We start from the raw sequence: 24,675 nt of genomic DNA, 5'->3' as shown, positions 1-24,675 counted from the left end.
CTGCAAGCGGGCTTCAAACCAGGGGCCGCATGGTTCATAGGGCAATGATGATCACTGCCGATCAGTCCGTTGTGATTCCGAGCGACTGGCGCGACTATCTCGCGCTGACCAAGCCGCGCGTGATGACGCTTGTGGTCTTCACCGGCCTGTGCGGACTGCTTGCCGCGCCGGGCCATATCCACCCCGTCATCGGCTTTGCCGTAATCCTGTGCATCGCGGTCGGTGCCGGCGGTGCCGCCGCGCTCAACCAGTGGTACGAGGCGGAGATCGATGCGCAGATGAAGCGCACGGCGCAGCGCCCGATCCCGGCAGGCCGGATGGACCGCAGGAACGCGCGCGATTTCGGCATTGCCCTGTCTGCCGGATCGGTCATCGTCATGGGGCTGGCGGCAGGCTGGCTCGTGGCTGCGCTCCTGGTGATCTCGATCGTCTATTACGCGGTCGTCTACACGATCTGGCTGAAACCGCGCACGCCGCAGAACATCGTCGTCGGCGGCGGGGCAGGGGCCTTTCCGCCGTTGATCGGCTGGATCGCGGTCACACAGGAAGTCACCCTGATGCCGATCGTGCTGTTCGCGATCATCTTCATGTGGACCCCGCCGCATTTCTGGGCCTTGGCGCTGTTCGTGAAGACGGATTACGCCAAGGTCGGCATCCCGATGATGCCTGTCGTCGCGGGCGAGGCTTCGACCCGGCGCCAGATCCTGATCTACGCGATCCTGCTGGCGCCGTTCGCGCTGGCGCCTTGGTATCTTGGCGGCTTCGGGCTGATCTACGGCGTGTCCGCTGCGCTTCTTTCGCTCGCCTTCATCGGTTTCTCGCTCCCCGTCGGTCTGCGCCGCAGCGAGGAAGGGGATGCGATGAGGCCGGAGCGGAAACTTTTCGGATTCTCGATTCTCTACCTATTCGCCTTGTTCGCAGCGCTTGTCGCGGACCGGCTTGCCGCCAATGCAGGATGGATCGCATGACGCCAGAGGAACAGGAACGGCTGAAGGCCAGCCAGAAATCGCGGAACAAGGCGCTTGGCCTCGTCCTCGTCGCGCTCGTCGTGTTGTTCTTTGCGCTGACGATCGTGCGTTTCCCCGATGCGGAAGACCGCGCACAGTACGAGGCTGAACTGGCGGAGCAGGGACGATGAACACGTTGAGCGAAACCGCCCCACAACCGGCCAGAAGCAACGGGCGCGTTGCGCTGTTCGCGCTCTCCATCGCGCTTGGCATGCTGGGGCTGGGTTATGCCTCTGTCCCGCTCTACCGCATCTTCTGTCAGGTGACCGGCCTCAACGGCACGACGCAGCGGGTGGATGCGGCACAGGCCAATGCCGTTGCCGTGACGGACAAGCAGATGTCGATCCGGTTCGATGCCAATACCGCGCCGGGCCTTGCCTGGGATTTCAAGCCCGAAAACCCGACCGAGACGGTGACGATCGGTGCGCGCGACATGGCGACGTTTCTGGCGAAGAACAATTCCGACAAGCCGATCACCGGCACCGCGACCTTCAACGTCACGCCGACGCAGGCGGGCGTCTATTTCAGCAAGGTGCAGTGCTTCTGCTTTACCGAACAGACACTGCAGCCGGGCGAGGAAGTCCGCATGCCGGTGCTGTTCTACGTCGATCCCGCGATCATCGACGATCCCGACACGTCCGATATCGAGCAGATCACGCTCAGTTATACCTTCTACGAAAGCAAGAAAGGCTGACGAGAAGGCGAGAAACCCGCGCAAAGGCTCTGGACCGGTAGCGCAGGCGGGGTTAAAGGCCCCGCAGACATCTGAGGGCAAGGCTGCCTCCTTGCTCGTGCATCAAGGCTGAATTTTCAGGGGAAGACACGAAATGGCCGGCGCAAAGAATCACGATTACCACATTCTGCCGACCGACCCCTGGCCGATCATCACTTCGTTCAGCGCGCTGGTGATGACTTCGGGTCTTGCCCTGTTCATGCACGACTACCCGTTCGGCACGTACATGCTGATCGCCGGTTTCCTCGGCCTCATCATCTCGATGTTCAGCTGGTTCGGCAACATCATCAAGGAAGCGCACGCAGGCGACCATACCCCGGTCGTACAGCTGCACCAGCGCTACGGCATGATCCTGTTCATCGCTTCGGAAGTGATGTTCTTTGTCGGCTGGTTCTGGGCCTTCTTCGACTTCTCGCTCTTCCCTTCGGCCCTGACCGAAGTGGTGGATGGCCAGTGGCCGCCCAAGGCGATCGAAGCCGTGATGGACCCGTTCGACCTGCCGCTGCTCAACACCCTGATCCTGCTCTGCTCGGGCACCACCGTTACCTGGGCGCACCATTCGCTGATCCACGGCGACCGTGACGGGCTGAAGAAGGGCCTTTGGGCGACGGTCATCCTCGGCGTCGTCTTCTCGATGATCCAGGCCTACGAATATGCGCATGCGCCGTTCGGCTTCGGTGGCAACACCTACAGCTCGGCCTTCTACATGGCGACCGGTTTCCACGGCTTCCACGTCATCGTCGGCACGATCATGCTGATCGTCTGCCTCGTTCGTGCCTACCGCGGCGACTTCACGCCCAAGCAGCACTTCGGTTTCGAAGCAGCCGCATGGTACTGGCACTTCGTCGACGTGGTGTGGCTGTTCCTCTTCGTCGCCGTCTACATCTGGGGCGGCTGGGGCGCTCCGGTCCACTAAGGGCCGATCTGCCGATGAACGATACGCCGGACAGCGGGAGCACGGGCGATATTCCCGTCCCCGCTGCGGCTTCGGTGATGAAAGCCGCAGCGCTTGGGCTATGCCCGCGTTGCGGCTCTCGCACGATGTTTGCGGGGCTGGTGAACTTTGCCGACAAGTGCGGCAGCTGCGGTCTCGACTATTCCCGCTTCAACGTCGGTGACGGACCGGCGGCGTTTCTGACACTGGCGATCGGCACGGTGCTGGCGATCGCTGCCATCGTGTTCGATCAGGCCGTGCATCCGCCGTTCTGGGTCCATGCCATTATCTGGGTGCCGTTGACGGCGATACTGGTCGTTTATGGCCTGCGTATCGCCAAGGGCGCCCTGCTCGTCGTCGAATGCCGCCGCGATGCGCGGGAGGCCGGCAGTCTGGAAACGGATGGCAGCCGCCGCGATCGCGACGACGACACGTGACTACCCAAGGTCATCTGAGCCGCATTCCCCTAATCGCGACGATCATCGTGCTGGCAGCGGTGGCGACGATGATCGGGCTGGGCATCTGGCAATTGCAGCGCCTGCAGTGGAAGGAAGCGCTGCTCGCCCGCTACGAAACGGCACTGGCCAGTGAAGATAGCGTGGCGTGGCCGACGACTGCTTCCCGAAACCCGGATGCCTATTACCGGCGGTCCACGCTCGATTGCGTCACCACCGACGAGCGTGCAGCCATGTCGGGCCGCAACGCGGATGACGAGGCGGGTTGGGTGCAGCTCGTGCAATGCAACACTGCAGACGGTGCGAAGGCTTGGGTCCAGCTTGGCTGGAGCCGCAGTTCGGATGCGGTCGCATTTGGCGGCGGCACCGTTACGGGGCGTATCGCGCCATATGAGGATGGCGTTCGCCTTGTCGCCGATCCGCCACTCGCCGGGCTGGAAGCGAACGCCGCGCCCGATCCGCGCGCGATCCCCAACAACCACTTCGCCTACGCCATGCAGTGGTTCTTCTTCGCGGTGACCGCGCTCGTCATCTACGGCATTGCGCTTCGCAAGCGGGTGAGGCGTTAGCCTGCAAAGGCCGGCCAGCAGGCCGGTTCGACGTCACTCTTGCTTGCGCCTTGCCGCCAGCAAGGCTAGGCGCGCGGCCCATGGACTATGTTTCGACCAGGGGTAGCGCAGCCGCGCTCGATTTCCGCGGTGCCACGATGGCCGGCCTTGCCGGTGACGGCGGGCTTTATGTTCCGCGCGAATGGCCCACGTTCTCGAAAGACGAGATCGCGGAGCTGGCGGGCCTTCCCTATGCAGAGCTTGCGGCAAAGGTCATGCAGCCTTTCGTCGGCAATTGCATCCGGCCCGAGCGCCTGCTCGAACTGACCCGCCAAGCCTACGGACGTTTCGCGCACAAGGCAGTGACGCCGCTGGTCCAGTTCGACGAGACGCAGTGGTTGCTCGAACTGTTCCACGGCCCCACGCTTGCGTTCAAGGACGTGGCGCTGCAGCTTCTCGGCCTGCTGTTCGAGGAATTCCTGAAAGGAACCGACCAGCACCTCACCATCGTCGGCGCGACCAGTGGCGACACCGGCAGCGCGGCGATCGACGCCGTGGCCGGGCGTGAGAAGATCGACATCTTCATGCTCCACCCCAAGGGCCGTGTGTCCGAAGTGCAGCGCCGCCAGATGACGAGCATGATTGCACCCAACGTCCACAACATCGCCATCGAAGGCAGTTTCGACGATGCGCAGGCGATGGTGAAGCGCATGTTCAACGATGCGGCGATGACCGACCGGTTCCGCATCAGCGCGGTAAACTCGATCAACTGGGCCCGCCTGATGGCGCAGGTCGTCTATTACTTCGCTGCCGGTATCCAGCTGGGCGCCCCGCATCGCAAGGTCGCCTTCAGCGTCCCGACGGGCAATTTCGGCGACGTGTTTGCGGGATATGTCGCGGCAAAGATGGGCCTGCCGATCGAACGGCTGGTCGTTGCCACCAACGTCAACGACATCTTGCACCGCGCCCTTTCCAGCGGCGACTATTCCGCGCACGGCGTCACGCCGACCGATGCGCCGTCAATGGACATCCAGGTGTCGTCGAACTTCGAACGCCTGCTGTTCGACGCAGGCGGGCGCGACGGGATCGCGCTGGCGGACCAGATGAAGGGGTTCGAGGCGTCGAAGGCGATGCAACTGACCAATGCGCAGCGCGACGGGGCGGCGGCGTTGTTCACTTCGGCCCGTGCCGATGCGGAAGAGACCGTGGCCGCGATGCGCTGGGCATGGGACAATTGCGGAGAGATCATCGACCCGCACACCGCCATCGGGCTTCACGCCGCGCTGAACACCAAGCTGCCCGCAGGCGTGCCGATGGTGACGCTCTCCACCGCGCATCCGGCCAAGTTCGCCCCGGCGGTCGAAAAGGCGATAGGAGTGGCTCCGGAACTGCCGGCGCGCGTCGGCGACCTGTACGAGCGCGAGGAACGCTACGACGAACTGGACGGCACGTACGAGGCGGTTTCCGCCTATGTTGCCGAACGGGCGACCGAAAGCCGGCGCTGAGGGGAGGCCCGGTGGCTGATCTGGTCGAAACACCGATCCTGCTGACCGGCGAGGGCTGGGACGGCTATCGCCTGCTCGACAGCGGGCATGGGCGCAAGCTGGAAGAATACGGCCCATACCGTTTCGTTCGCCCCGAACCGCAGGCGATGTGGACACCGCGCACGAAGGACTGGCAGGCGCATGGCGAGTTCGTGCCCGCCAGCGATGACGATGGCGGCGGGCGCTGGCATTTCAATGGCCGCGTGCCGAAGGATGGCTGGCCGCTTTCGTGGCAAGAAGTGAATTTCACCGCGCAGTGCACGCCGTTTCGCCATCTCGGCTTCTTTCCCGACATGGCCCCGGTGTGGGACTGGATGGACCGGCAGCTTGAAGGCGTCGCCGATCCGCAAACGCTGAACCTGTTCGGCTATACCGGCGTCGGTTCGCTCAGCCTTGCCCGCCGTGGCCGCGTGACGCACGTGGACGCCAGCAAGAAATCGGTTGCGCAGGCCCGCGACAATGCGGCCCTGTCCGGCATGAACGATGCCCCGATCCGCTGGCTGGTCGACGATGCCGGTAAGTTTGCCGCGCGCGAGGTTCGTCGCGAAAAGCGTTATGACGGGATCATCCTCGACCCGCCCAAGTTCGGCCGTGGTCCCAATGGTGAAGTCTGGCGGATAGAGGACGGGCTGCCCGGCCTTGTCACCGATTGCCGCACTCTGCTGGACGACAAATCACGCTTCCTGTTCCTTACCGCCTATGCCGTCAGGATGAGCTCGCTTGCGCTGGCCGGCCTGCTGACCGAAGCGTTCTCCGGCCTGCCGGGGCGTATCGAGCATGGCGAACTGGCCGTGCGGGAACAGGGTGAAGGCGGCCGCATCCTGCCCACCGCGATCTTTGCGCGCTGGGTCAACAACGAAAGCGAACGATGAACGACAGTCTTACCCTTGAAGTCGAGGATCTCGTCGTCGACGTGCTGACCGGAATCTACTCGGAAGAGACCGGCAAGCCGCAGCCGCTGCGGATATCCATTGCCGTCGACCTCGCAGTGGCGGACAAGTACGAGCCGGACACGCACCTTTCGGCCAGCAAGAATTACATGAACCTGAAGTTCGCCGCGACCGACGCCTTGCCGGCCGGAGTGCACTTCAAGCTGATCGAGGCGGTGGGCGATCATATCTGCGAAACGCTATTCCTGCAGGACGAGCGAGTGAACCGCGTCAAGGTGAAGATCGTGAAGCTGGCGATTGCGGAGGCGGACGAGAAGATCGGCATGACACTGGTGCGGTACCGCCGGTGACGGAAACACGGGTCATCGTGGCACGGCTGGGCGATGCCGAACCGCTATCTGCCGCAACCCGTTTCCATGCCGAGATACTCCCCGAACTGGAGGCTGCGCTGGCCAAAGGCGACGGCCTGATCGTTCGTTTCGACCATGCCGATGCCAAGCCGCATCGCTGGCGGGGCGAGGCAATTGCCGCTCTTGCCCGCAAGTATGCGCCCCTGCGCGTGAATGCGGTTGCGCCCGCCGATCCGATTGCTGATGAAGCCAGCATCGCTGCAACGGTCGAGTTCCTGTCGAAAAACGGCGGAGTCACCGGTCAATTGCTCATCGCCGGTTGATGTGGCACGCTAAGCGCGATGGCTCCCGACAGAACGCCCCTGATCGACGGTTTTCAACGCCGTATCACTTATTTGCGCCTTTCGGTGACGGACAGGTGCGACTTGCGTTGCCAGTACTGCATGCCCGAAAAGATGCAGTTCCTGCCACGGGCGGAAGTTCTCACCTTGGAAGAACTGCACCGCGTGGCTTTGGCCTTCATCGCGCGCGGCGTTACCAAGATCAGGCTGACCGGTGGGGAGCCGCTGGTCCGTCGCGACATGATCGACCTCGTCCGTGCATTGGGCCGCAGGATCGGCAACGATGACGGGCAGGGGCATCTGGACGAACTGACGCTGACCACTAACGGTACGCGCCTTTCCGAATTTGCCGATGACCTGTTCGCTGCCGGTGTCCGGCGGGTGAACGTGTCGCTGGACACGCTGGACCCTGTACGTTTTGCAGAGCTTTCCCGCCGTGACCGGCTGGCACAAGTGCTGGAAGGAATCGCCGCGGCAAAGGCGGCGGGCCTTGCGGTCAAGTTGAATACCGTCGCGCTGAAAGGCGTGAACGGGGACGAGATCGCCGAAATCATCGCCTGGGCGCATGGCGAGGGGCACGAGGCGACGCTGATCGAGGTGATGCCGCTGGGCGAAATCGATGGCGAGCGTGTCGACCAGTACCTGCCGCTGACGCAAGTGCGCGCCGAACTGGAACGGCGCTGGACCCTGACGGAGGACAGCCATCGCAGCGGCGGGCCGGCCCGCTATGTCCGCGTCGCCGAAACCGGCGGCAGGCTGGGCCTGATCACGCCGCTGACCGGCAATTTCTGCGACGGCTGCAACCGTGTCCGGGTGACGACCACGGGTCAGCTATATGCATGCCTTGGCGGGCGAGAGCAGGTCGATCTGAGGGCGGCGGTACGCTCCGCCGATCCGGACGGCGCCCTTGCCGCCGCACTGACAGAAGCAATGACGATCAAGCCCCACCGCCACGCATTCGCGATTCGCGAGAAGGGCGAGGCCCCCGCGCTGGCCCGCCACATGTCGGTGACCGGGGGCTGAGATGAGCCTGACACTGCTGTTCCTCGGCCCGCTGGAAGACGTGGCGGGCGGACCAGACATGGTGCTCGACGTGGCGGAGCCGCTGTCGCTTGCCCGCATTGCCGAGCGGCTGGCGCCCGGACTGGCCGTGGCCATCGGTGCTCCCAAGGTACGGATCGCCCTCAACGGAAATCTCGTCGCGGCGGGCGAAGTGCTGGCGGGAAATGGCGACGAACTGGCGTTCCTGCCGCCTGTCAGCGGGGGCTGACATGCGCCGGGTCGTCCTTGCACTGGAAGCATTCGATCCGGCTTGCGAACTGGAACGGTTCAGCCACGCAAGCCAGTCGGCAGGCGGGATCGTCAGTTTCCTGGGGCAAGTGCGGCAAGAGGACGGCGATCCTGTCGAGGCGCTGGAACTGCGCCATTACGAACCGCTGACCCTGCCGGGAATGGAGGCGCTCGTCCGTCGGGCCGAAGGGCACTGGCCGCTTGCGAGCGTCATGGCCATCCATCGTGTTGGCGTGATGGTGCCGGGCGATCCGATCGTGCTGGTCGCCTGTGCAGCGCGCCACCGCCGCGACGCGTTTGCGGCCGCCGACTTCCTGATGGACCACCTGAAGAGCAGCGCATGGTTCTGGAAGCGGGAGAAGACCGCGCAAGGCTGGCGGTGGGTCGAGCCGCGCGATCAGGACCATGCCGACCTGACCCGCTGGAACGCGGTTCCCTAAAGCCCGCGCAACTCCACCAACACCGCGTCCTCTGCACTGACGAGATCGGCGATACGTTCACGCAACGCCGCAATTTCCGGCAGGCCCGCGTTCACGCCGGTATCGGCCTGCGAAACCGCGCCCGTGGCCAGCAGCGAATCGATATCGGCCAATGCGAACATCGTGTCGCTGCGCGCCGATTCGAGGCTGGACAGCGCGACTTCGGCATCGGACCATGCCAGCGATCCCGGTTCCGCCCCCGGTGCGGCACGGCGGCGGGCTGTTGCCTCCCGCTCCACGAAAACGGCGTGAGCTTTCGCTGCGTTTGCTTCGATTGCGGCGAGTTTTCCGGGCAGGTCCGCCGGCAGCGGGGCGGGCGGTGCGGGCGGCAATTCCGGTTCGGCCGGAGCGGCGCTGCCGACCATCCGCTCCGCATCGCGGCGGGCCAGTGAAGGGTAAAGCGAATCGTCGGATGCGCAGGCGGACAGGGACACGATCACAGTGGCCGCTGCCAGGGTGCGGATCAAAGGCATGTTATTCAGCATCGTCGCACACCCATAGCAGCTTGATTTGTCCCCGCCAGCACCCACCTTCCGCATCGGCGGTTGTGCATCGCGGCGCTGGCGGGAATCTGCGGGCAAGAATCCGCGGGCTGCACGTTGACATCGCGGGCCTTCTCGATTAACGGGCACCGCTCACTCCGGTATAGGTCGCGTTTGCGGCTGGCCGGAACAATCGTCCGCAGATCGGCACGGATACAACATCGGCGCACTGACGTCGGGTCGTGGCATCGCGGCAGAACAGACAGGTGAACAATGTTCGCAATCGTGCGTACGGGCGGCAAGCAGTATCGCGTCGCCGAAGGAGACAAGATCGCGGTCGAGAAGCTGGCGGGTGAAGCTGGCGACACGATCACTTTGGGCGATGTCCTGCTCGCTGGTGAAGGCGACAAGCTGGAAGACGCTTCGAAGGTAACTGTTTCGGCAGAGATCATCGCGCAGGCGAAGTCGGAAAAGGTGATCGTTTTCAAGAAGCGTCGCCGCCACAACTATCGCCGCAAGAACGGCCACCGCCAGCAGATGACCCTGCTGCGCATCACTTCTGTCGGAGCAGCCAAGAAGGCCGCGCCGAAGAAGAAGGCCGAAGACAAGACGGAAGACGCGGCCTGATCGGCTGCCCACACGGATCGGAGCACTAAACCATGGCACATAAAAAAGCAGGCGGTTCGTCGCGCAACGGTCGCGATTCAGCCGGTCGCCGCCTTGGCGTGAAGAAGTTCGGTGGCGAAGCGGTCGTCGGCGGCAACATCCTCGTCCGCCAGCGCGGCACGAAGTTCTACCCCGGCACCAACGTCGGCATCGGTCGCGATCACACGCTGTTTGCGCTGGCCGAAGGCCAGGTGCGATTCCACGACGGCAAGCTTGGCCGCAAGTACGTGTCGGTAGACGCGATGGCAGAAGCCGCCGAATAACCGGATGGTCGATAAAGGGCCATCCTGACGGGATGGCCCCGCCGATCCACACCGGATCGGCCAGCAAGGGAGAGGGGCCCATAGCCCGTCTCCCTTTTTCATTTGCTCTCCCGACACATGGCATCCGGGTCGATCCGGACCTGGTTTGCCATGCGATTGCAACGTGCGTGTGCCAAGGGGTGCGCGCCTGAAGGGAGCGAGCAGTCATGTTCATCCGTAGTGAGAACCTGTTCTTCCGTCCGGCCTGGCCGGAAGATCGCGCGGGATTGTCCCGCATCGAAGTGCCTGCGCGGCACAATCCCCTGCACGCCATAAAAGGCGGGAAGGGGCTGGTCATAACCATGCCCGGATCGCGGGGTGCGAAGCTGATCGGCACTGCCGGTTTCCGCCCGCTGGAGCGTGAGTGGGAATCGCAGCTCTGGCTGGCGCCGGCATGGCGGCACGTGGGCCTGTTCGGAGAGGCGGAAGACACCTTGGCCGAACTGGCCGGAAGCCTGCCGCCGCTGGATGACGGTACGCTTGCGCTGCCACCATTGGTGGCGGCCTGAGCGCGCCTAGCCCGCGTTTTCGATCAGGGCGCGGTCATCCCGGTTCCACGGATGGAAACCGGGCAGGAAGTACGCGATCCATTCGGATGCGATACGCCTGACCATTCCCGGCTTGCCAAAGGCATAGCGAAGAACGCCCCAGTGGGCGCGCCAGCCGGTGATCCCGTCCTGTCGCAGCAGTTCGATCGCGCCCTGGTACCGCAGCATCATGAAATTGCGGGTGCAGACCAGCATCAGCAGTGCCTTCACCTTCCACCGGCGCAAGCGGGGCCAGTCTTTCGTTGCGTGGAGCCACGTGTCGTAGGCGACGGCCTTGTGCTCGATCTCTTCGATCGCGTGCCATCGCCACATGTCGGCAAGGGCGGGATCTGCATTGGCAAGAATGCTCCTGTCCACCAGCAGCAGGTGTGCGAACATCGCGGTGAAATGTTCCAGCGCCATCGTCGCGGCGAGGCTCACGATCGGAGGGCGGTTGCGCGCTTCGCCCAGCACAGCAGCGATCACCGCGTCCAGCCCTTTCGTATCGTAACCGGCATCTGCAACCGCACGGTTGAAGGCAAGGTGTTCGCGGCTGTGGTTGACTTCCTGCGCGATGAAGGCGCGGATTTCGCTGGCCAGCGGTTCGTCCACGTCATCCCTGAATACGCGCACCGATTCTATGAAATAGGCTTCGCCGCGCGGAAAGCTGAGCGACAGCGAATTGAACACGGCAGTGGCAAACGGATCGCCGCCAACCCACCACCGGGCGGACAGCTGCTGGCGAGAGAAACGCCGGTCCCGCACGATGATTGTCGGGTCTGCCGCCTTCGCAGTTGCAGCAAGATCCGCAGCATCTGTCGGAACCCCGATTTTTGTGCTACGCAACATAGGTTACCGAGGGTGGAGGGAACTGACAGGTATGTCAACGAGGAAGCGCCTCAGTCCGGCGGACAGTCGCCGGATCGCGCTGCGCGCGGCGCGCGAGATATTGATAGAGGCCGGGCCGCAAGCGGTAACGCTGAAGGCGGTCGCCGCGCGTGTCGGGCGTACCCATTCCAATTTGCTGCACCATTTCGGTAGCGCCGCTGGCTTGCAGAAAGCCCTTGCCGGCCATCTGGGCCAGACGGTTTGCGCCACGATCGCGCAAGCTGTCGCTGCCCGCAGGGAAGGTCGCGGAACGGCACGTGACGTCGTCGATCTGGTCTTCGACGCCTTCGATACCGAGGGTGCCGGAGCGCTGGCGAGCTGGATGACGATATCCGGCAACGAGGATGCGCTAGACCCGATTTTCGAAGCGATCCACACGCTGGTGGACGAGATTGGACCAGAGGGCGAAGACTGGCGAGGGGTCCGCGAAGCTACGATGATGCTTGTCCTGCAGGCCCTTGGTGAGGCGATGATCGGCCCCACGTTGGCTGACGCCCTTGATTTGCCGCACGGACACGCGCGTGAAACGGCGGCCCAGCAACTTCGCCTGCTGCTACCCCGCGGGGAAGAAGCGAAAGTCCCGGTCTGAGCTAGCTTTCGTCAGTCGCCAACGCGGCCTGCAGCCACTTCGGGAAGATGGCAACGTCGACATCGGCCACGCGAACCTGTTCCACCGCAACCGCCAGATCGGGATAGGCCATGCGCCGCCGATCCTCGTTCGATGCTTCTATCGGCACTACGGCAAGTCGGCGGTTGACCTTTTGCCGCCAGTTCATCCGCGCGGTGTTTTCCTGCCCGACATAGCATCCCTTGCGAAAGCTGACGCCGTGCAGTTCGGCGGCATTGCATTCCAGCCATAGCGTTCGGTCATGGCCCAGTTCCGCCCGCCCCTCCGTCACGCCCAGCGCCAGCCGGTGGGCGAGGTAGGCATCGTCGGCACAAGTGTCGTCGCTGGTATCGGCAGGGGCGAGCCAGCGCTGGCCGATCGCGGCCATGCGCGGATCGTCGGCCCCGCCGTCGCCGGGATGGGCCGTCCAATGCACACTCACTTTCTCGTCCACCGCGATGTCGATCTTGCGGCGCAGGCGATAGAGCGTGAGGCGCCTGACGAGTTCATCGACATGCTCGCCCTCGCAATCGATCAGCAGAGCATCCCTGGCCGGCCAGACGAAGAAGTCGAACAGTACCTTGCCCTGCGGAGAGAGGAGCGCGGCCCATACCGGTAGCGGGCCGTTCACGTCGTTGGTGACAAGGCCCTGCAGGAATTCGGCGACATCCTCGCCGCCGCGGCCCTGTTCCCCCGTCAACCGGATGATTGCCCGCTTGCAAAGCCGTGTTCCGCCTGCGCCTGTCATCAAACCACCTTTGCCAAACCTGTCGTCGCGGCTTAGAGCAAGCGACATGACTGAAACCATCCAGACCCCCCAAACCCTGCAAAGCCCGGAATGGGTCCTGAGCGGCGGAACCGTCCACACGCCGGCCGGGCCGGTCCGGGCCGATGTAGCAGTGGCCGATGGCCGCATTGTGGGAATTGGGGACTTTCCCGGCGTTCGCAAGGTCGATGTCACCGGCCTTGATGTCTTGCCCGGTGTCATCGACAGCCAGGTCCATTTCCGTGAACCGGGTCTGGAGCATAAGGAAGACCTTGAAACCGGCAGCCGTGCTGCGGTGCTGGGCGGGATTACCGCGGTGTTCGAAATGCCGAACACCAACCCGAACACCGATACGGCAGAGCGGGTGCATGACAAGCTGAAGCGTGCGCATCACCGGATGTGGTGCGACCATGCCTTCTATGTCGGGGCAACGGCGGAAAATGCGGAGAACCTTGCCGAGCTGGAGCGTATTCCCGGCACGGCGGGCGTAAAGATCTTCATGGGCGCATCGACCGGCAGCCTGCTGGTGGCAGAGGACGAGAACCTTGCCCGCGTGCTGGCATCGGGCCGCCGCCGCGTTGCCATCCATGCCGAGGACGAGGAGCGGATGAACGCGCGCAAGGACCTGCGCGTCGAAAACGATCCGTCCAGCCATCCGGTCTGGCGCGACGACGAATCGGCCATGCTGGCCACCCGCCGTATCCTGCGTCTTGCGCGCGAAGCGAACCGCCCGATCCACATCCTGCACGTGACGACCCCGGCCGAACTGGCCGTGATCGCGCAGCACCGCGACATCGCCTCGTGCGAGGTGACGCCCCAGCACCTGACGCTGGAGGCGGAGGATGCCTATCCCCGCCTTGGCAGCTATGCCCAGATGAACCCGCCGATCCGCAGCAAGGCGCATGTCGAGGGGCTGTGGCACTGGCTGCAGCAGGGTGTGCCCGACGTGATCGGTTCGGACCATGCGCCGCACACGCTGGAGGAAAAGGCCAAGCCCTATCCGAACAGTCCCAGCGGTATGCCGGGCGTGCAGACACTGTTGCCGCTGATGCTGAACCATGTGGCCGAAGGGCGCATGACGCTGGAACGGCTGATCGACATGACCAGTGCGGGTGTGCAGCGGATTTTCGGGCTGGTCGGCAAGGGGCGCATCGCGGTGGGCTATGACGCCGATTTCACCGTCGTCGACCGCAAGGGCAGCTTGACCGTCACCGAAGAATGGCTGGCATCGCGCTGCGGTTGGTCGCCGTTCACCGGCATGGAGCTTAAGGGCCGCGTGATCGGCACGATCATTCGCGGCAATACCGCCATGTGGGAAGGGCAGCTTGGCGAAAAGGCGACGGGCGAATCGCTGCGCTTCGCCCACGCGCTCTAGAGCGTTCGGCCCCTAGATCCGCGCGGAAGGGGGCGTGCGTCGCCCCCTGCGCATGATATCGGCGCAGAACAGCGCGACTGCGAACCAGATGAGGATGAAGCAAGCCAGTTGCGCTTGCTTCAACTCTTCGCGGAAGATGAGCAGCCCGCACAGGAACACCATCGTCGGCGCCATGAATTGCGTGAACCCAAGCGCCGAATATGTCATGCGCCGGGCTGCGGTGGCGAACAGCAGCAGCGGTACGCCGGTAATCGCTCCCGCTCCTACCAGCAGCAGGGCGGTCGATGCGTCGGATGTGAAATCACGCGTCGTGACCGGAATGAGCCACAGGCCGGCACAAGCAATCGGCGCGATAAGCAGCACCTCTACCGTCAGGCCAGGTAGCGCATCCACATGGACCTTTTTCCGCACCAACCCATAGAAACCGAAGCTGAGTGCCAGGGTGAGGCTGATGTAAAGCGTGGCGGCGGCTGCGAAGGCCAGAATACCGATGCCCAGTGCCGCCACAGCCACTGCGAGCCACTGCAGGCGCGAAAGCCTTTCGCCAAGGAAGACGGTGCCGATAACGACGTTGATCAATGGATTGATATAGTAGCCCAGGCTGGCGGCATAAAAGGCCCCGGCCTGAACCGCAGCGACATAGACTGTCCAGTTCAGGCTGATCAGGGCCGCGCTTGTTGCCAGCAGACCAAGGGCCGTGCGATTTGTCAGTGCGGCCTTCATCTTTCCGAACTCACCCGTGACGGCAAGTACGGCCACGCAAATCGGGATTGTCCAAACCACTCGCCAAGCAACAAGCCGGAATGGGTCGACCCCGTTCAGCTGCACTATATAGAGCGGGATCAGCCCCCACATGAAATAGGCGCCGAGGGCGTAGGGCAAGCCGCCGCTGCGGCTTTGGGGATCGGATTTCCGGTTCACGATCCGCCCGTTAGGCGCAATTCGCGGGCACCGATAGAGCGTGCGTGCAATCCGGCGTGTGGAGCCGTTCTGTTTTTCCGGCGTTCAGATTGGGGTTGGTATTTATGAATGTGCGATCTGAAACACGATTTTCCCGGAGTTACCCCAATGTCCCGTTCCCCCTTTTTCCGCGCCGGCCTCGTTCTTGCCGCGGCGCCCATGCTGGCCGTCGGCGCTGCGCCGGTTGCGCAGGCAGCCGTATTCGATGCGCCGGTCGCATCGGTCTATCAGCAGGAAACCGTGTCTCACAGCCGTGACCGTTATGGTCGGCACGACCGGTATGACCGCTACGACCGCCATGACCGTTACGGCGAACGTTATTCCGACCGCGATTATCGCGGAGATCGCATCCGCCGCGACAGCCGCGTGTGGCGGGGCCGCGATGGCCGCTATTACTGCCAGAAGGACAATGGCACGACCGGCCTGTTGATCGGCGGCGCTGTCGGCGGACTGATCGGCAACGAAGTTGCGAGAGATCGCACTCTTGGTGCCATCCTCGGCGCGGCGGGCGGTGCCCTGCTTGGCCGGGAGATCGATCGCGGCAACACCCGCTGCCGCTGATCTGACGCGATTGTTCGATGCGACGCCGTGCCGGTCATGCCGGCGCGGCGCTTCGCATTTTCGCGCCTAGTGCCCCGCCGGTTCGGGCGCCGGGCCGTGGGCCTGACCCATGCGGCGCAAGGCCGTGACCTTGGCTTCAAGCGCGGTCCAGTCGTCATCCTTGTCGATGTGCGACCAGATATCCTCGACCTCTTCGATCAGCATCGATTGCGCCGTTTCGTCGCGCCAGTAATCGTGTTCGCATTCGGGAGGTCCGCAATCGGCCAGTGCGGCGCGCACCTCGGCAAATTCGGGTCCGTCGCCCAGCTTTCCCGCCCGCGCAGCCAAGAAAAAGGCGTCCGGCTGCATCCCGCTGGCGACCAGCGCCGCTTCGCCCGTTGCGACGAGCTTCGCGGCCTGTTCCTCGCTGGCCCCTCCAGCGCCCAGCCGCCACGCGAACCGCCGAGCGACATGGTGCGTGAAAAGTTCGGGAAACCGTTCGAGCGCGGCAACAAGTGGCGGGGCTTCGCAGATCGGGCGCAGCGCGATGGCCAGTTGCGCGCAGTTCCAGTGGATCGCCTCTGCCTGACGGCCAAAGGCATAAAGGCCCGCATGGTCGAAATAGGCGGCGGTGAAACCCGGCTCCCACCGCGGCAGCCAGCGCCAAGGCCCGTAATCGAAGCTTTCGCCCGAAATGTTCATGTTGTCGGTGTTCAGCACGCCGTGCACGAAGCCCGATGTGACATAGGACGCGGCAAGATCGGCCAGCCGCTCGACCACGAGATGCAGCAGGCGCACGGGCGGTTCGTCTCGCCCGGGTGCATCCTGTGGCGGGGTCGGGCCGGGATACTGCGCCAATGCATAGTCCACCAGCGCGGCAAGGTGTTCGTTATCGCCCAGTGCGGCGAGGCGCTGGAAACTGCCGATGCGGATATGCCCGTGGCTCAGCCGCACCATCACCGCCGAACGGGTGGGCGAAGGTTCGTCGTTGCGTTGCAGGCTCTCCCCCGTTTCGATCACCGAAAACGTCTTCGAGGTATTCACGCCCAGTGCCTCAAGCATTTCCGTCGCCAGAATCTCGCGCACCGCGCCTTTCAGCGTCAGCCGGCCGTCTCCGAAGCGGCTATACGGTGTCTGCCCCGAACCCTTGGTGCCAAGGTCCAGCAGGCGGCCTGCGCCATCGCGCATCTGCGCGAACAGGAACCCGCGCCCGTCACCGATGTCGGGATTGTAGTTGCGGAACTGATGCCCGTGATAGCGCAGTGCCAGCGGGCAGGGCAGGTTGCCTGCCAAAGCCTCGAACCGGCCAAAGTGCCGCGCCCATGCCTCGTCGTCCAGAGTGTCCAGCCCGACCGCGCCATCCCACCGCCGGTTGCGGAAGCGCAGCAGCGTTTTCGGGAAGTCGGCAGCGGCCACAGGATCGGCGATCCATTCGGCAATCTTTTCAATCGGTGTGTCTGGACGGTAGTTGGAAGGTTGCGGTTCGCCTGTCATGCCGCAATAGTGGGACTTGAACGACCCGTGCGCAAGTTGCGGGGCTGGGGCATGGGATTTCACGCGAATGACAATGGAACAGGCCGCCGCAGCCGGCGGCTGGCGCGATGGATATTGGCAAAGCGAGGATGGTCTCGCCTTGCATTACCGTGACTATCCGGGGCCGGATGGAAGCGGTGCGGTGCCGGTGGTCTGTATCCCCGGCCTTACCCGCAACGCGCGCGATTTTCACGATCTGGCACAACACCTGTCGATGCGCAGGCGGGTGATCTGCGTCGAATTGCGCGGGCGTGGCGACAGTGAATATGCCCGCGATCCGGCAACATATGTGCCGTTGCAATATGTGCAGGACCTGCAGCGCCTTTTCGCGGAACTTGGCATCCAACGCGCCGGCTTCGTGGGCAGTTCGCTGGGCGGGCTGGTGACGATGCTGTTCGCCGCGTTCGAGCCGCAGCGAATCGCAGGCGCGGTGCTGAACGACATCGGCCCGGCGATAGAGGCGCGGGGCCTTGCCCGTATTGCCGAATATGTCGGCGTGCAGCGCAGCTATCCGACATGGATGCACGCGGCCCGCGCGATGGAGGAAACGCGCGGCGAGGTCTATCCCGACTGGAAGCTTTCGGAATGGATCGCAGAGGCGAAGCGCGCCATGGAACTGGGCAGCAACGGGCGCATCACATATGATTACGACATGCGCATCGGCGATGCCTTCGATGGCACTGCGGTGGAAGTCGATGTCGACGCGATGTGGCGCTGCTTCGATGCCTTGGCAGGCAAGCCGGTGCTGGTCGTGCGGGGTGAGCTTTCTGACATTCTTTCGGGCAGGACCGCGCGGGAAATGGCAGACAGGATGCCGGGCGTCGAACTGGTGGAAGTGCCGCGCGTCGGCCACTTGCCCATGCTGGACGAGGCAGGCGTGCTTGAGGCGATCGACCGGCTGTTCGACGAGCGGCTTTCCGTTCCGGCCAAGGGCGACTAGACCGGCGCGGCCATGACGGGGAAAGCAACGAAAAAGCCGAAGAAGGCGATCACGGTCCTGCGCCGGCGCAAGGTCCTGCATGTCGGGATCGATTTGGCGCGCGCACCGTGGAGCGGAACGCTGGTGCGGGCCCTGCCGGCCAATGTGGAGAATCACGGCACGCATGCCGACGATGCGACCGCCTCAGTACTGCAATTGCACCGGCCGAAGTTTCCGCCGATCACGCCGCGCACGGGGCCGGGGCCGATGAACCGGATGGCCCGCGTGATGCGGGGCTATGAACTTGTCGTCACCCATGGTGACTACGCTTTTCCCGCTGTCATGGGGCACACCCTGTTCGGACAGGCACTGAAGCTGCCGCCGCTTGTGCACTACCACGATGGCGTTGGCGAGGTGGGCAAGGGGTGGTGGAGCCGGTTTCGCCACAAGCTGGGCATGGCGCGTACGCCCGTCGTGATCGTGCCGACGCAGGCCGCGGCCCGTTCGGTGACAGGGCAATGGGATGTGCCGGGCAGCCGCGTCCATATCCTGCCGCCGCTCTTTCCCCCTGCTCCGAAAGCCCCGCCAAAGGCCGATGCGATCCCCCGGCTGATGAAGCGCGGATCGGAAAAGTGGATTGCCGTGCGGGCCGGCGATGCGGTTTCCCTGAGCAGCCAGTTGGTCGATCTGATGGAAGCGCTGGAAGAGGATTGGCATCTCGTGGTTTTCGGGCCGGAGGGCGAGACAGCGGCGCTTCGCGATGCATTCGATGCGGCGGGGCAGCTTCACCGCCTGCACATGACTGCCCGTCTGCATGGCCCCGCGCCGGTTGCGGGTCTCTTCGATCTTGCCATCATCGATGCGCGGGACGGGCTGGTTCCGCCCGACATGCCGGCCCTGATGGCCGCAGGCGTGCCGTTCGTGGCGATCGGCCCCGACGGACTTGGCGAACTGCTTCCGGCAGAGAACCGTAAGTTGCTCGTCGATCCGGCCGATCCCTCTGCCGTCGCGGAAAGGGCTGCGGGACTGGCCGGCGATGCGGACATGCTGGAACAGGCGGGGCAGGCAAATGCCGCGCTGGCGGCGAAGTGGGCCGATCCCGTCCCGCACCTTGCGATATTGGCAGGCGCGCTCGGCCTTGCCTCCTTGGAGGATCGCTGAACCGGCCTTTCAGCCACGGTTAACGCCCGATTTGCTTGATCGCGGTGGATGGTTGGCGCGGGGGCAGGCTTTGGCGTTGAAAAGCCTGCCGCTCGCCCCTAAACCGCACGCGTTAACGAGTACCCGTCTTCGAATACCCATTGCCGGAAAGGCTTCTCCTTGGCGCTTCGCCCCGATCGTTCGACCACACCCGCCGACAAGAAAGCCGCGCAGGATGAAGCGCGGCAGGACGTTTTCATGCGCGAGGTGGACGAAGCCGTCCGCCAGGACGAGCTGACGACGGCTGCCCGCCGCTTCGGATTGCCCATCGGCATTGCGGTCGTGCTCGGCCTTGCCGGGCTTGGCGGCTACTTGTGGTGGGATGCACAGAACACGGCCAAGGCCGAGGAACAGGCCGTGGCACTGACGCTGGCGGTCGACCGGCTGGAGGCGAACCAGCCCGATGCCGCGATCGACAAGGTGACGCCGCTGCAGGGCAGCGAGATCGCCGGTGCCCGCGTACCCGCACAATTGCTTGAGGCGGGCGTGGCCCAGCAGAAGGGCGATGCCAAGCGCGCCGCCGAACTCTACACTGCCGTATCGGCGGACGGGAACGCGCCGGCTCCGATGCGCGATCTGGCGACGCTGCGGCTGGTGTCGCTGCAGTATGACGAGATGAAACCCGCCGACGTGGTGGCCAAGCTGAAGCCGCTGGCCGTGCCCGGCAATCCGTTCTTTGCCAGTGCGGGCGAGCTGGTCGGCATGGCCTATATCGAACAGGGCAAGACCGACCTTGCCGGTCCGCTCTTTGCAGAGATTTCGCGTGACGAAAAAGCGCCGGAGGCGCTGCGCGCACGTGCACGGCAGGTCGCGGGCCTGCTGGGAACAGACGCCATCGACGATGTCGAGGCGATCGTCGAACAGATCCAGCGCAACAGCGCTGCCCGGCAAGCGGCCATGCAACAGGCCGCAGCCCAGTCCGGGCAATAGGGAGCATGATGCAGATGAAGCATGATCGGGTTTCGCGCGGGACTGCCCTGCGTACGGCAGTGGCGGCAACCGCGATTGCGGCCTTGCTGTCGGGCTGCGGCGCGCTGAAGGGGGATGGTCCCGAAAAGACGCCGACACTTGGTGAACGCGTGCCGATCCTGTCGAAGATCGAGACGAGCGCGAAAGTCGATCCTGCGCTCGCATCGGTTCCGGTTGCGCTGCCTGCGCAGCAGGTCAATGCCGAATGGGCGCAGGCCGGCGGTGCGGCTTCGAAAAGCTATGGCCACTTGGCACTTTCCGCCACTCCGTCGCGCGCGTGGACGGCCTCCATCTCCGGCTCGACAGAGAAGCAGCGCCTTGCCGCCGCGCCCGTCATCGGTGGCGGCCGTGTCTATGCCTATGACACCGACGGCGTTGTCCATGCCTTCGACGAACAGAGCGGCGCCCGCGTGTGGGAACACTCCTTCAAGGTGAAGGGCGATGGTTCCAGTGCCGTCTTCGGCGGCGGGGCCAGCTATGCAGAGGGCAAGCTCTACGTCACCACCGGCACCGGACAGGTTGCCGCGCTGGACGCCGCGACCGGTGCGGAACTCTGGCTGGTCCAGCCCGCCGGCCCGCTGCGCGGTTCGCCGACGATCGCGTTCGGTGCGCTCTATGTGATGACACAGGACAATCAGGTCATTTCGCTGAACCTTGCCGATGGCGCGGTGCAGTGGACGGAGGCCGGGTCGCAGGGCCAGTCGGGCGTGTTCGGCGTTGCCGCTCCCGCTGCAGGGCAGGGCACGGTGATTGCCGGATTCAGCTCCGGCGAACTGATCGCCTATCGTTACGAAAACGGCCGCAACCTGTGGGCCGACGCACTGGCGCGGACCAGCATCTCGACCTCCGTCGGCACGCTGACCGACGTCGATGCCGACCCGATCATCGATTCGGGCGCGGTCTATGCGCTGGGACAGGGCGGCCGCATGGCGGCGTACGAACTGGTTACCGGCCAGCGGATCTGGGAACTAAACCTTGCGGGCATCTCTACCCCCGCGGTTGGCGGCAACTGGATCTTCGTGCTGACCGACGATGCCAAGCTGCTGGCGATTGCGCGCAATTCGGGCCGGGTCCGCTGGATTTCGGAACTGCCGAAGTATCGCAAGATGAAGGACGAGAAGGGCGAACTGTTCTGGTCCGGCCCGGTGCTGGCCGGCGATCGCCTGTGGCTGACCAACACCAACGGCGATGTCTACTCGGTCGATGCAGCCAGCGGTGTGGCTGCACCGTTTGCCGATCTGGGCAAGGCGATCAGCCTTGCACCGGTCGTGGCCAACAACACGCTCTACGTTCTGGACGACAGCGGCAAGATCACCGCCTGGCGCTAGGTGATGGCGCTATCCGGCATGGGCCGGATAGCGCGCCAGCGGTCAGAAGCTCTTGACCGCGTAGAGCTTGCGAACGTCCTCGTCCCAGTCGTCGTGATAGTGTGCGAGGCACACTTCCGCCGGAGTCCGGCCCGCTTTCACGATATCGCGTAGCGGGGCAAGGAAACCGGTTTCGTCGTCGCCCACGGAATTGAGCTCTCCGCGCGCGGCAAGGCCGGATCGCGCGATGTCCAGCACTTCGGCGGCAATGTCCTGCAGCGTCCCGCCGCCCGGAATCGGCGCCTTCAGCCCCAGTTCCGGCACGGTGTCGCGCAGCAGTTCGCGGCCCGCCATGTCCCAGCCTTTCACCAGATCCCATGCCGCGTCCAGCGCGGACTGATCGTACAGCAGGCCGACCCAAAGCGCGGGAAGTGCGCAGATGCGGTTCCACGGGCCGCCATCGGCACCGCGCATTTCAAGGAAGCTCTTCAGCCGCACTTCGGGGAAGGCGGTCGACAGATGGTCGATCCAGTCGCTTTCCAGTGGAAGCTCGCCGGGAAGCGCGGGCAGTTCGCCCTTCATGAAGTCGCGGAACGACTGGCCCGCTGCATCGATGTACTTCCCGTCGCGGAACACGAAATACATCGGCACGTCGAGCATATAGTCGACATAGCGTTCGTATCCGAAACCATCCTCGAACACGAAAGGCAGCATGCCGGTGCGATCGGGATCGGTGTCGGACCAGATGTGGCTGCGGAAGGAAAGGAACCCGTTGGGCTTGCCCTCGGTAAACGGTGAATTGGCGAACAGTGCGGTCGCCAGCGGCTGCAGCGCAAGGCCGACACGGAACTTCTGCGCCATGTCCGCCTCTGACTGATAGTCGAGGTTTACCTGGATCGTGCAGGTGCGCAGCATCATGTCGAGGCCGAGATTGCCGACCTTGGGCATGTAGCGGCTCATGATGCCGTAGCGCCCCTTGGGCATCATCGGCAGTTCTTCGCGGGTCTTGTCCGGCCACATTCCCGCGCCGATGAAACCGACGCCGAATTTCTCGCCGATCGCCTTCACTTGCGTAAGATGCCGGCCTGTTTCCGCGCAAGTCTGGTGAATGTTGACCAGCGGCGCGCCCGACAGTTCCAGCTGTCCGGCAGGTTCAAGGCTGACGGTGCCGTCCGGCCCCGACATGGCGATGACCTTGCCGTTCTCCTCTACCGGCTGCCAGCCATATTCGGTCAGCGCCATCAGGATGTCGTGGATGCCGCCGGGCTCGTCATAGCTGGGGGCGTGGAAATCGCTTTTGGCGTAAACGAACTTCTCGTGCTCTGTGCCGATGCGCCATTGGCTGACGGGCTTTTCGCCCTTTTGCATCGGCCGGATCAGCTGATCGCGGCTCTCGATCACGGGATCGCTCTTTGACGATTGGGTGCGCGTGCTCATGTCCGGCCCGTTAAGCCGCAACATCGATCGATGCCAGCTATTTCTAATGGCTGTCGCGTCAGGTCCAGTCGCCCATCGCGCCCATCCAGATCGCCATGGCCGCAATTGTCGCAGTCTCCGCGCGCAGGATGCGGGGGCCCAATGAAACCGGGCGCGCCTGCAGGAAGCCGCGCACTTCCTCGCGCTCCGCATCGTCGAAACCGCCTTCGGGGCCGATCAGGATACCGGCGGGCGGCAAGCGTTCGGCAAAGGCGCGGGCAGCGGGCGGAATCGCTTCGTCATCCGCGCCCTGTTCGTCGGCAAACCACATCACGGCATCTTCGGGCCATTGGCGCAATAGCTGTGACAGGCTGACCGGTTCGAAAATTTCCGGCAGCGCAGTTCGCGCGCATTGTTCGGCCGCTTCGGTGACGACCGTTCTTGCCCGTTCCATGTTGAGCGCATCGGCCACGCAGCGCCGCGTGACCACAGGGCGTATTTTCGCAACGCCAAGTTCGGTCGCCTTTTCCAGCACCTGGTCAAAACGCGGTTTCTTAAGAAGCGCGGGGCACAGCGTGAGATCGGGCACGTCCTCGCGCGGGCGCAAGCGTTCGACCAGTTCGACGGTCACGTCGCGCTTTCCGGCAGAAAGGACGCGCGCCGCCCACTCGCCTGTCGCATCGTCGCACAGGATTACCGCATCGCCCTCGCCAATGCGCATCACGCGTGACAGGTAATGCGCTTGCGGCCCGTCCAGCACGCGATGTTCGCCTGCCTCCAGCGCGGGTGTTACGAACAGCCGCGGGGCACTGCGCGGCGGCCATGCGGGGGTTGCACCCATCACGCGGCCTTTATCGCGCGGGTGGCGATGAAGGGGGCGAACAGGCGCGACGCGGCAGTGCCCTCATCGTCCCAGTTATCCTCGAACATGGCCGTCAGGTGCAGCCCTACAGCCATCTGGCCGCCGATCTGTTCGGTCAGCGTGTGGCTGAATTCAACCGTGCGGTTCTGGCGGATCAGTTCGTCCAGCTGCTCTGGCGGCAGGTCGATGTCGCGATAGGGAAGCGGGTTTGTGGCGACCAGTTCGCCGCGGTCCAGCGCCTGCCAGTCGAAGATATATCCCACCGGATTGTTGAAGCCAGCCAGCAATGCGCCGCCGGGGCGAAGCACCCGCGCGCATTCGCGCCAGACAGGCAGAATCTCGGGCGCGAAGCAATTGGACACCGGATGGAAGATCAGATCGAAACTCGCATCCCCGAATGCCGACAGGTCGTGCATGAACCCTTGTACGCAGGTGATCGATAGGCCTTCCCGTTCCGCGACAAGGCAATCCTGCGCCAGTTGCGCGTCGGAAGCATCGAAGCTGGTAACGTTCGCACCGGCAGCGGCCAGCACCGGCATTTGCTGCCCTCCGCCCGAGGCGAGACCGAGAACGTCGCGCCCGTTGATGTCGCCGAACCAGTCGCGCGGCACGGCCTTGGTGGGAGTAAGCACGACGCTCCAGTCCCCCTTGCGCGCACGGGCAATGGTGTCGGTGTCAACCGGCAGCGTCCAGCGGTCGCCATCTGCGACATGCCCGTTCCAGCCACGGCGATTGTGTTCGAGTACATCCATGAAACCGCCCATAGCATGAGTGCTCGCGCCTGC

31 protein-coding genes are annotated in these 24,675 nt (G+C 64.2%); 23 read left to right on the top strand and 8 right to left on the bottom strand.

The window, feature by feature from the left end; genetic code table 11:
- Window positions 1–44 precede the first annotated feature (44 nt).
- The 13 genes from A7A77_RS04400 to A7A77_RS04340 all read left to right on the top strand — a co-directional run bounded on the left by A7A77_RS04400 (window position 45) and on the right by A7A77_RS04340 (window position 8,532).
- Window positions 45–968 (top strand): heme o synthase, encoded by a 924-nt coding sequence (locus tag A7A77_RS04400; RefSeq protein WP_066554155.1) that lies wholly within the window; start codon window positions 45–47, stop codon window positions 966–968.
- Window positions 965–1,138, top strand: a complete 174-nt coding sequence (locus A7A77_RS04395; protein ID WP_172799832.1) for a hypothetical protein — start codon at window positions 965–967, stop codon at window positions 1,136–1,138. Before A7A77_RS04400 ends, A7A77_RS04395 begins: the two co-directional genes overlap by 4 nt.
- The gene (locus tag A7A77_RS04390) at window positions 1,135–1,701 is read left to right on the top strand and encodes a cytochrome c oxidase assembly protein (protein ID WP_066554151.1); all 567 of its coding nucleotides are present in this window, start codon (window positions 1,135–1,137) and stop codon (window positions 1,699–1,701) included. The genes A7A77_RS04395 and A7A77_RS04390 overlap by 4 nt, the downstream gene beginning before the upstream one ends.
- Window positions 1,702–1,834: 133 nt before the next feature.
- Window positions 1,835–2,656, top strand: a complete 822-nt coding sequence (locus A7A77_RS04385; protein WP_066554148.1) for a cytochrome c oxidase subunit 3 — start codon at window positions 1,835–1,837, stop codon at window positions 2,654–2,656.
- A 14-nt stretch (window positions 2,657–2,670) separates the two neighbouring features.
- Window positions 2,671–3,111 carry a DUF983 domain-containing protein gene (locus A7A77_RS04380; RefSeq protein WP_066554142.1) on the top strand — a complete coding sequence of 147 codons (441 nt, stop codon included), beginning with the start codon at window positions 2,671–2,673 and terminating at the stop codon, window positions 3,109–3,111.
- The gene (locus A7A77_RS04375; RefSeq protein ID WP_281179982.1) at window positions 3,108–3,698 is read left to right on the top strand and encodes an SURF1 family protein; all 591 of its coding nucleotides are present in this window, start codon (window positions 3,108–3,110) and stop codon (window positions 3,696–3,698) included. The genes A7A77_RS04380 and A7A77_RS04375 overlap by 4 nt, the downstream gene beginning before the upstream one ends.
- Before the next feature lie 80 nt (window positions 3,699–3,778).
- Complete coding sequence (gene thrC / locus A7A77_RS04370) at window positions 3,779–5,182, top strand: threonine synthase (RefSeq protein WP_066554140.1); 1,404 nt, start codon at window positions 3,779–3,781, stop codon at window positions 5,180–5,182.
- Window positions 5,183–5,193: 11 nt separating this feature from the next.
- Window positions 5,194–6,093, top strand: coding sequence for a class I SAM-dependent methyltransferase (locus A7A77_RS04365; protein WP_066554137.1), 900 nt, complete (start codon window positions 5,194–5,196; stop codon window positions 6,091–6,093).
- On the top strand, window positions 6,090–6,461 hold the full coding sequence (locus A7A77_RS04360) for a dihydroneopterin aldolase (protein WP_066554135.1): 372 nt from the start codon (window positions 6,090–6,092) through the stop codon (window positions 6,459–6,461). The genes A7A77_RS04365 and A7A77_RS04360 overlap by 4 nt, the downstream gene beginning before the upstream one ends.
- Entirely contained in the window at window positions 6,458–6,784 is a 327-nt protein-coding gene (locus A7A77_RS04355) for a Rossmann fold domain-containing protein (protein ID WP_245638391.1), read from the top strand. The genes A7A77_RS04360 and A7A77_RS04355 overlap by 4 nt, the downstream gene beginning before the upstream one ends.
- 18 nt (window positions 6,785–6,802) lie before the next feature.
- Entirely contained in the window at window positions 6,803–7,825 is a 1,023-nt protein-coding gene (gene moaA / locus A7A77_RS04350) for a GTP 3',8-cyclase MoaA (RefSeq protein WP_066554133.1), read from the top strand.
- 1 nt (window position 7,826) lies between these two features.
- Window positions 7,827–8,072: a MoaD/ThiS family protein gene (locus A7A77_RS04345; RefSeq protein ID WP_066554131.1), complete on the top strand. Its 246-nt coding sequence runs from the start codon at window positions 7,827–7,829 to the stop codon at window positions 8,070–8,072.
- 1 nt (window position 8,073) lies between these two features.
- On the top strand, window positions 8,074–8,532 hold the full coding sequence (locus A7A77_RS04340) for a molybdenum cofactor biosynthesis protein MoaE (RefSeq protein ID WP_066554123.1): 459 nt from the start codon (window positions 8,074–8,076) through the stop codon (window positions 8,530–8,532).
- On the opposite strand, the gene A7A77_RS04335 is transcribed toward A7A77_RS04340, so the two are convergent.
- Complete coding sequence (locus A7A77_RS04335) at window positions 8,529–9,056, bottom strand: hypothetical protein (RefSeq protein WP_245638390.1); 528 nt, start codon at window positions 9,054–9,056, stop codon at window positions 8,529–8,531. The two genes, A7A77_RS04340 and A7A77_RS04335, sit on opposite strands and share 4 nt — an antisense overlap.
- A 270-nt stretch (window positions 9,057–9,326) precedes the next feature.
- On the opposite strand from A7A77_RS04335, the gene rplU reads away from it, so the two are divergent.
- From rplU to A7A77_RS04320, 3 genes are all read left to right on the top strand, one after another.
- Window positions 9,327–9,680 carry a 50S ribosomal protein L21 gene (rplU, locus tag A7A77_RS04330; RefSeq protein ID WP_066554121.1) on the top strand — a complete coding sequence of 118 codons (354 nt, stop codon included), beginning with the start codon at window positions 9,327–9,329 and terminating at the stop codon, window positions 9,678–9,680.
- A gap of 32 nt (window positions 9,681–9,712) precedes the next feature.
- On the top strand, window positions 9,713–9,982 hold the full coding sequence (rpmA, locus tag A7A77_RS04325) for a 50S ribosomal protein L27 (protein ID WP_066554119.1): 270 nt from the start codon (window positions 9,713–9,715) through the stop codon (window positions 9,980–9,982).
- Window positions 9,983–10,188: 206 nt separating this feature from the next.
- A complete protein-coding gene (locus tag A7A77_RS04320; protein WP_066554116.1) occupies window positions 10,189–10,530 on the top strand; it encodes a hypothetical protein in 342 nt (113 codons plus the stop codon).
- Window positions 10,531–10,536: 6 nt separating this feature from the next.
- Here the strand turns inward: A7A77_RS04320 and A7A77_RS04315 are convergent, their stop codons facing one another.
- On the bottom strand, window positions 10,537–11,394 hold the full coding sequence (locus tag A7A77_RS04315; RefSeq protein ID WP_425388541.1) for a metal-dependent hydrolase: 858 nt from the start codon (window positions 11,392–11,394) through the stop codon (window positions 10,537–10,539).
- A 34-nt stretch (window positions 11,395–11,428) separates the two neighbouring features.
- Here A7A77_RS04315 and A7A77_RS04310 point away from each other — a divergent pair, with 34 nt between their 5' ends.
- Window positions 11,429–12,025, top strand: coding sequence for a TetR/AcrR family transcriptional regulator (locus tag A7A77_RS04310; RefSeq protein WP_066554114.1), 597 nt, complete (start codon window positions 11,429–11,431; stop codon window positions 12,023–12,025).
- 1 nt (window position 12,026) lies between these two features.
- On the opposite strand, the gene ygfZ is transcribed toward A7A77_RS04310, so the two are convergent.
- Window positions 12,027–12,791 (bottom strand): CAF17-like 4Fe-4S cluster assembly/insertion protein YgfZ, encoded by a 765-nt coding sequence (gene ygfZ, locus A7A77_RS04305; RefSeq protein WP_066554508.1) that lies wholly within the window; start codon window positions 12,789–12,791, stop codon window positions 12,027–12,029.
- A 46-nt stretch (window positions 12,792–12,837) separates the two neighbouring features.
- On the opposite strand from ygfZ, the gene A7A77_RS04300 reads away from it, so the two are divergent.
- Window positions 12,838–14,184, top strand: a complete 1,347-nt coding sequence (locus A7A77_RS04300) for a dihydroorotase (protein ID WP_066554112.1) — start codon at window positions 12,838–12,840, stop codon at window positions 14,182–14,184.
- A gap of 12 nt (window positions 14,185–14,196) precedes the next feature.
- On the opposite strand, the gene rarD is transcribed toward A7A77_RS04300, so the two are convergent.
- Complete coding sequence (gene rarD / locus A7A77_RS04295; protein WP_066554110.1) at window positions 14,197–15,105, bottom strand: EamA family transporter RarD; 909 nt, start codon at window positions 15,103–15,105, stop codon at window positions 14,197–14,199.
- A gap of 147 nt (window positions 15,106–15,252) precedes the next feature.
- On the opposite strand from rarD, the gene A7A77_RS04290 reads away from it, so the two are divergent.
- A complete protein-coding gene (locus A7A77_RS04290) occupies window positions 15,253–15,705 on the top strand; it encodes a glycine zipper 2TM domain-containing protein (RefSeq protein WP_066554107.1) in 453 nt (150 codons plus the stop codon).
- A 66-nt stretch (window positions 15,706–15,771) separates the two neighbouring features.
- On the opposite strand, the gene A7A77_RS04285 is transcribed toward A7A77_RS04290, so the two are convergent.
- Complete coding sequence (locus tag A7A77_RS04285) at window positions 15,772–17,178, bottom strand: protein adenylyltransferase SelO family protein (protein WP_066554105.1); 1,407 nt, start codon at window positions 17,176–17,178, stop codon at window positions 15,772–15,774.
- Between the two features lie 67 nt (window positions 17,179–17,245).
- Between A7A77_RS04285 and A7A77_RS04280 the strand changes: the two genes are divergently transcribed.
- The 4 genes from A7A77_RS04280 (at window position 17,246) to A7A77_RS04265 (ending at window position 21,633) form a co-directional block, all read left to right on the top strand.
- Window positions 17,246–18,157, top strand: a complete 912-nt coding sequence (locus tag A7A77_RS04280; protein ID WP_245638389.1) for an alpha/beta fold hydrolase — start codon at window positions 17,246–17,248, stop codon at window positions 18,155–18,157.
- Between the two features lie 12 nt (window positions 18,158–18,169).
- A complete protein-coding gene (locus tag A7A77_RS04275; protein WP_066554094.1) occupies window positions 18,170–19,297 on the top strand; it encodes a glycosyltransferase in 1,128 nt (375 codons plus the stop codon).
- A 159-nt stretch (window positions 19,298–19,456) separates the two neighbouring features.
- Window positions 19,457–20,266 carry a tetratricopeptide repeat protein gene (locus tag A7A77_RS04270; RefSeq protein WP_066554092.1) on the top strand — a complete coding sequence of 270 codons (810 nt, stop codon included), beginning with the start codon at window positions 19,457–19,459 and terminating at the stop codon, window positions 20,264–20,266.
- Between the two features lie 14 nt (window positions 20,267–20,280).
- The gene (locus A7A77_RS04265; protein ID WP_245638396.1) at window positions 20,281–21,633 is read left to right on the top strand and encodes an outer membrane protein assembly factor BamB family protein; all 1,353 of its coding nucleotides are present in this window, start codon (window positions 20,281–20,283) and stop codon (window positions 21,631–21,633) included.
- Between the two features lie 42 nt (window positions 21,634–21,675).
- On the opposite strand, the gene A7A77_RS04260 is transcribed toward A7A77_RS04265, so the two are convergent.
- From A7A77_RS04260 to A7A77_RS04250, 3 genes are read right to left on the bottom strand one after another with little or no spacing between them, the layout of a single operon-like run.
- Window positions 21,676–23,049, bottom strand: coding sequence for a glutamate--cysteine ligase (locus A7A77_RS04260; RefSeq protein ID WP_066554086.1), 1,374 nt, complete (start codon window positions 23,047–23,049; stop codon window positions 21,676–21,678).
- 58 nt (window positions 23,050–23,107) lie between these two features.
- Window positions 23,108–23,869, bottom strand: a complete 762-nt coding sequence (locus tag A7A77_RS04255; RefSeq protein WP_066554083.1) for a 16S rRNA (uracil(1498)-N(3))-methyltransferase — start codon at window positions 23,867–23,869, stop codon at window positions 23,108–23,110.
- Entirely contained in the window at window positions 23,869–24,642 is a 774-nt protein-coding gene (locus A7A77_RS04250) for a class I SAM-dependent methyltransferase (protein ID WP_066554499.1), read from the bottom strand. Before A7A77_RS04250 ends, A7A77_RS04255 begins: the two co-directional genes overlap by 1 nt.
- Between the last annotated feature and the right edge of the window lie 33 nt (window positions 24,643–24,675).

This window comes from Croceicoccus bisphenolivorans (assembly GCF_001634625.1).
GTDB lineage: Bacteria > Pseudomonadota > Alphaproteobacteria > Sphingomonadales > Sphingomonadaceae > Croceicoccus > Croceicoccus bisphenolivorans.
The sequence above is the reverse complement of the archived record's forward strand: the minus strand, read 5'-3'. Positions and strand labels throughout refer to the sequence as shown.

Coding starts and splice junctions, on each gene's coding strand:
- A7A77_RS04360 (WP_066554135.1), top strand. CDS start 6,090: ATGAACGACAGTCTTACCCTTGAAGTCGAGGATCTCGTCGTCGACGTG.
- A7A77_RS04380 (WP_066554142.1), top strand. CDS start 2,671: ATGAACGATACGCCGGACAGCGGGAGCACGGGCGATATTCCCGTCCCC.
- A7A77_RS04275 (WP_066554094.1), top strand. CDS start 18,170: ATGACGGGGAAAGCAACGAAAAAGCCGAAGAAGGCGATCACGGTCCTG.
- moaA (WP_066554133.1), top strand. CDS start 6,803: ATGGCTCCCGACAGAACGCCCCTGATCGACGGTTTTCAACGCCGTATC.
- A7A77_RS04255 (WP_066554083.1), bottom strand. CDS start 23,869: ATGGGTGCAACCCCCGCATGGCCGCCGCGCAGTGCCCCGCGGCTGTTC.
- A7A77_RS04340 (WP_066554123.1), top strand. CDS start 8,074: ATGCGCCGGGTCGTCCTTGCACTGGAAGCATTCGATCCGGCTTGCGAA.
- A7A77_RS04390 (WP_066554151.1), top strand. CDS start 1,135: ATGAACACGTTGAGCGAAACCGCCCCACAACCGGCCAGAAGCAACGGG.
- A7A77_RS04400 (WP_066554155.1), top strand. CDS start 45: ATGATGATCACTGCCGATCAGTCCGTTGTGATTCCGAGCGACTGGCGC.
- A7A77_RS04260 (WP_066554086.1), bottom strand. CDS start 23,049: ATGAGCACGCGCACCCAATCGTCAAAGAGCGATCCCGTGATCGAGAGC.
- A7A77_RS04285 (WP_066554105.1), bottom strand. CDS start 17,178: ATGACAGGCGAACCGCAACCTTCCAACTACCGTCCAGACACACCGATT.
- A7A77_RS04290 (WP_066554107.1), top strand. CDS start 15,253: ATGTCCCGTTCCCCCTTTTTCCGCGCCGGCCTCGTTCTTGCCGCGGCG.
- A7A77_RS04265 (WP_245638396.1), top strand. CDS start 20,281: ATGAAGCATGATCGGGTTTCGCGCGGGACTGCCCTGCGTACGGCAGTG.
- A7A77_RS04280 (WP_245638389.1), top strand. CDS start 17,246: ATGACAATGGAACAGGCCGCCGCAGCCGGCGGCTGGCGCGATGGATAT.
- A7A77_RS04345 (WP_066554131.1), top strand. CDS start 7,827: ATGAGCCTGACACTGCTGTTCCTCGGCCCGCTGGAAGACGTGGCGGGC.
- ygfZ (WP_066554508.1), bottom strand. CDS start 12,791: ATGACAGGCGCAGGCGGAACACGGCTTTGCAAGCGGGCAATCATCCGG.
- A7A77_RS04250 (WP_066554499.1), bottom strand. CDS start 24,642: ATGGATGTACTCGAACACAATCGCCGTGGCTGGAACGGGCATGTCGCA.
- A7A77_RS04385 (WP_066554148.1), top strand. CDS start 1,835: ATGGCCGGCGCAAAGAATCACGATTACCACATTCTGCCGACCGACCCC.
- A7A77_RS04310 (WP_066554114.1), top strand. CDS start 11,429: ATGTCAACGAGGAAGCGCCTCAGTCCGGCGGACAGTCGCCGGATCGCG.
- rplU (WP_066554121.1), top strand. CDS start 9,327: ATGTTCGCAATCGTGCGTACGGGCGGCAAGCAGTATCGCGTCGCCGAA.
- A7A77_RS04395 (WP_172799832.1), top strand. CDS start 965: ATGACGCCAGAGGAACAGGAACGGCTGAAGGCCAGCCAGAAATCGCGG.
- rpmA (WP_066554119.1), top strand. CDS start 9,713: ATGGCACATAAAAAAGCAGGCGGTTCGTCGCGCAACGGTCGCGATTCA.
- thrC (WP_066554140.1), top strand. CDS start 3,779: ATGGACTATGTTTCGACCAGGGGTAGCGCAGCCGCGCTCGATTTCCGC.
- A7A77_RS04300 (WP_066554112.1), top strand. CDS start 12,838: ATGACTGAAACCATCCAGACCCCCCAAACCCTGCAAAGCCCGGAATGG.
- A7A77_RS04335 (WP_245638390.1), bottom strand. CDS start 9,056: ATGCTGAATAACATGCCTTTGATCCGCACCCTGGCAGCGGCCACTGTG.
- A7A77_RS04320 (WP_066554116.1), top strand. CDS start 10,189: ATGTTCATCCGTAGTGAGAACCTGTTCTTCCGTCCGGCCTGGCCGGAA.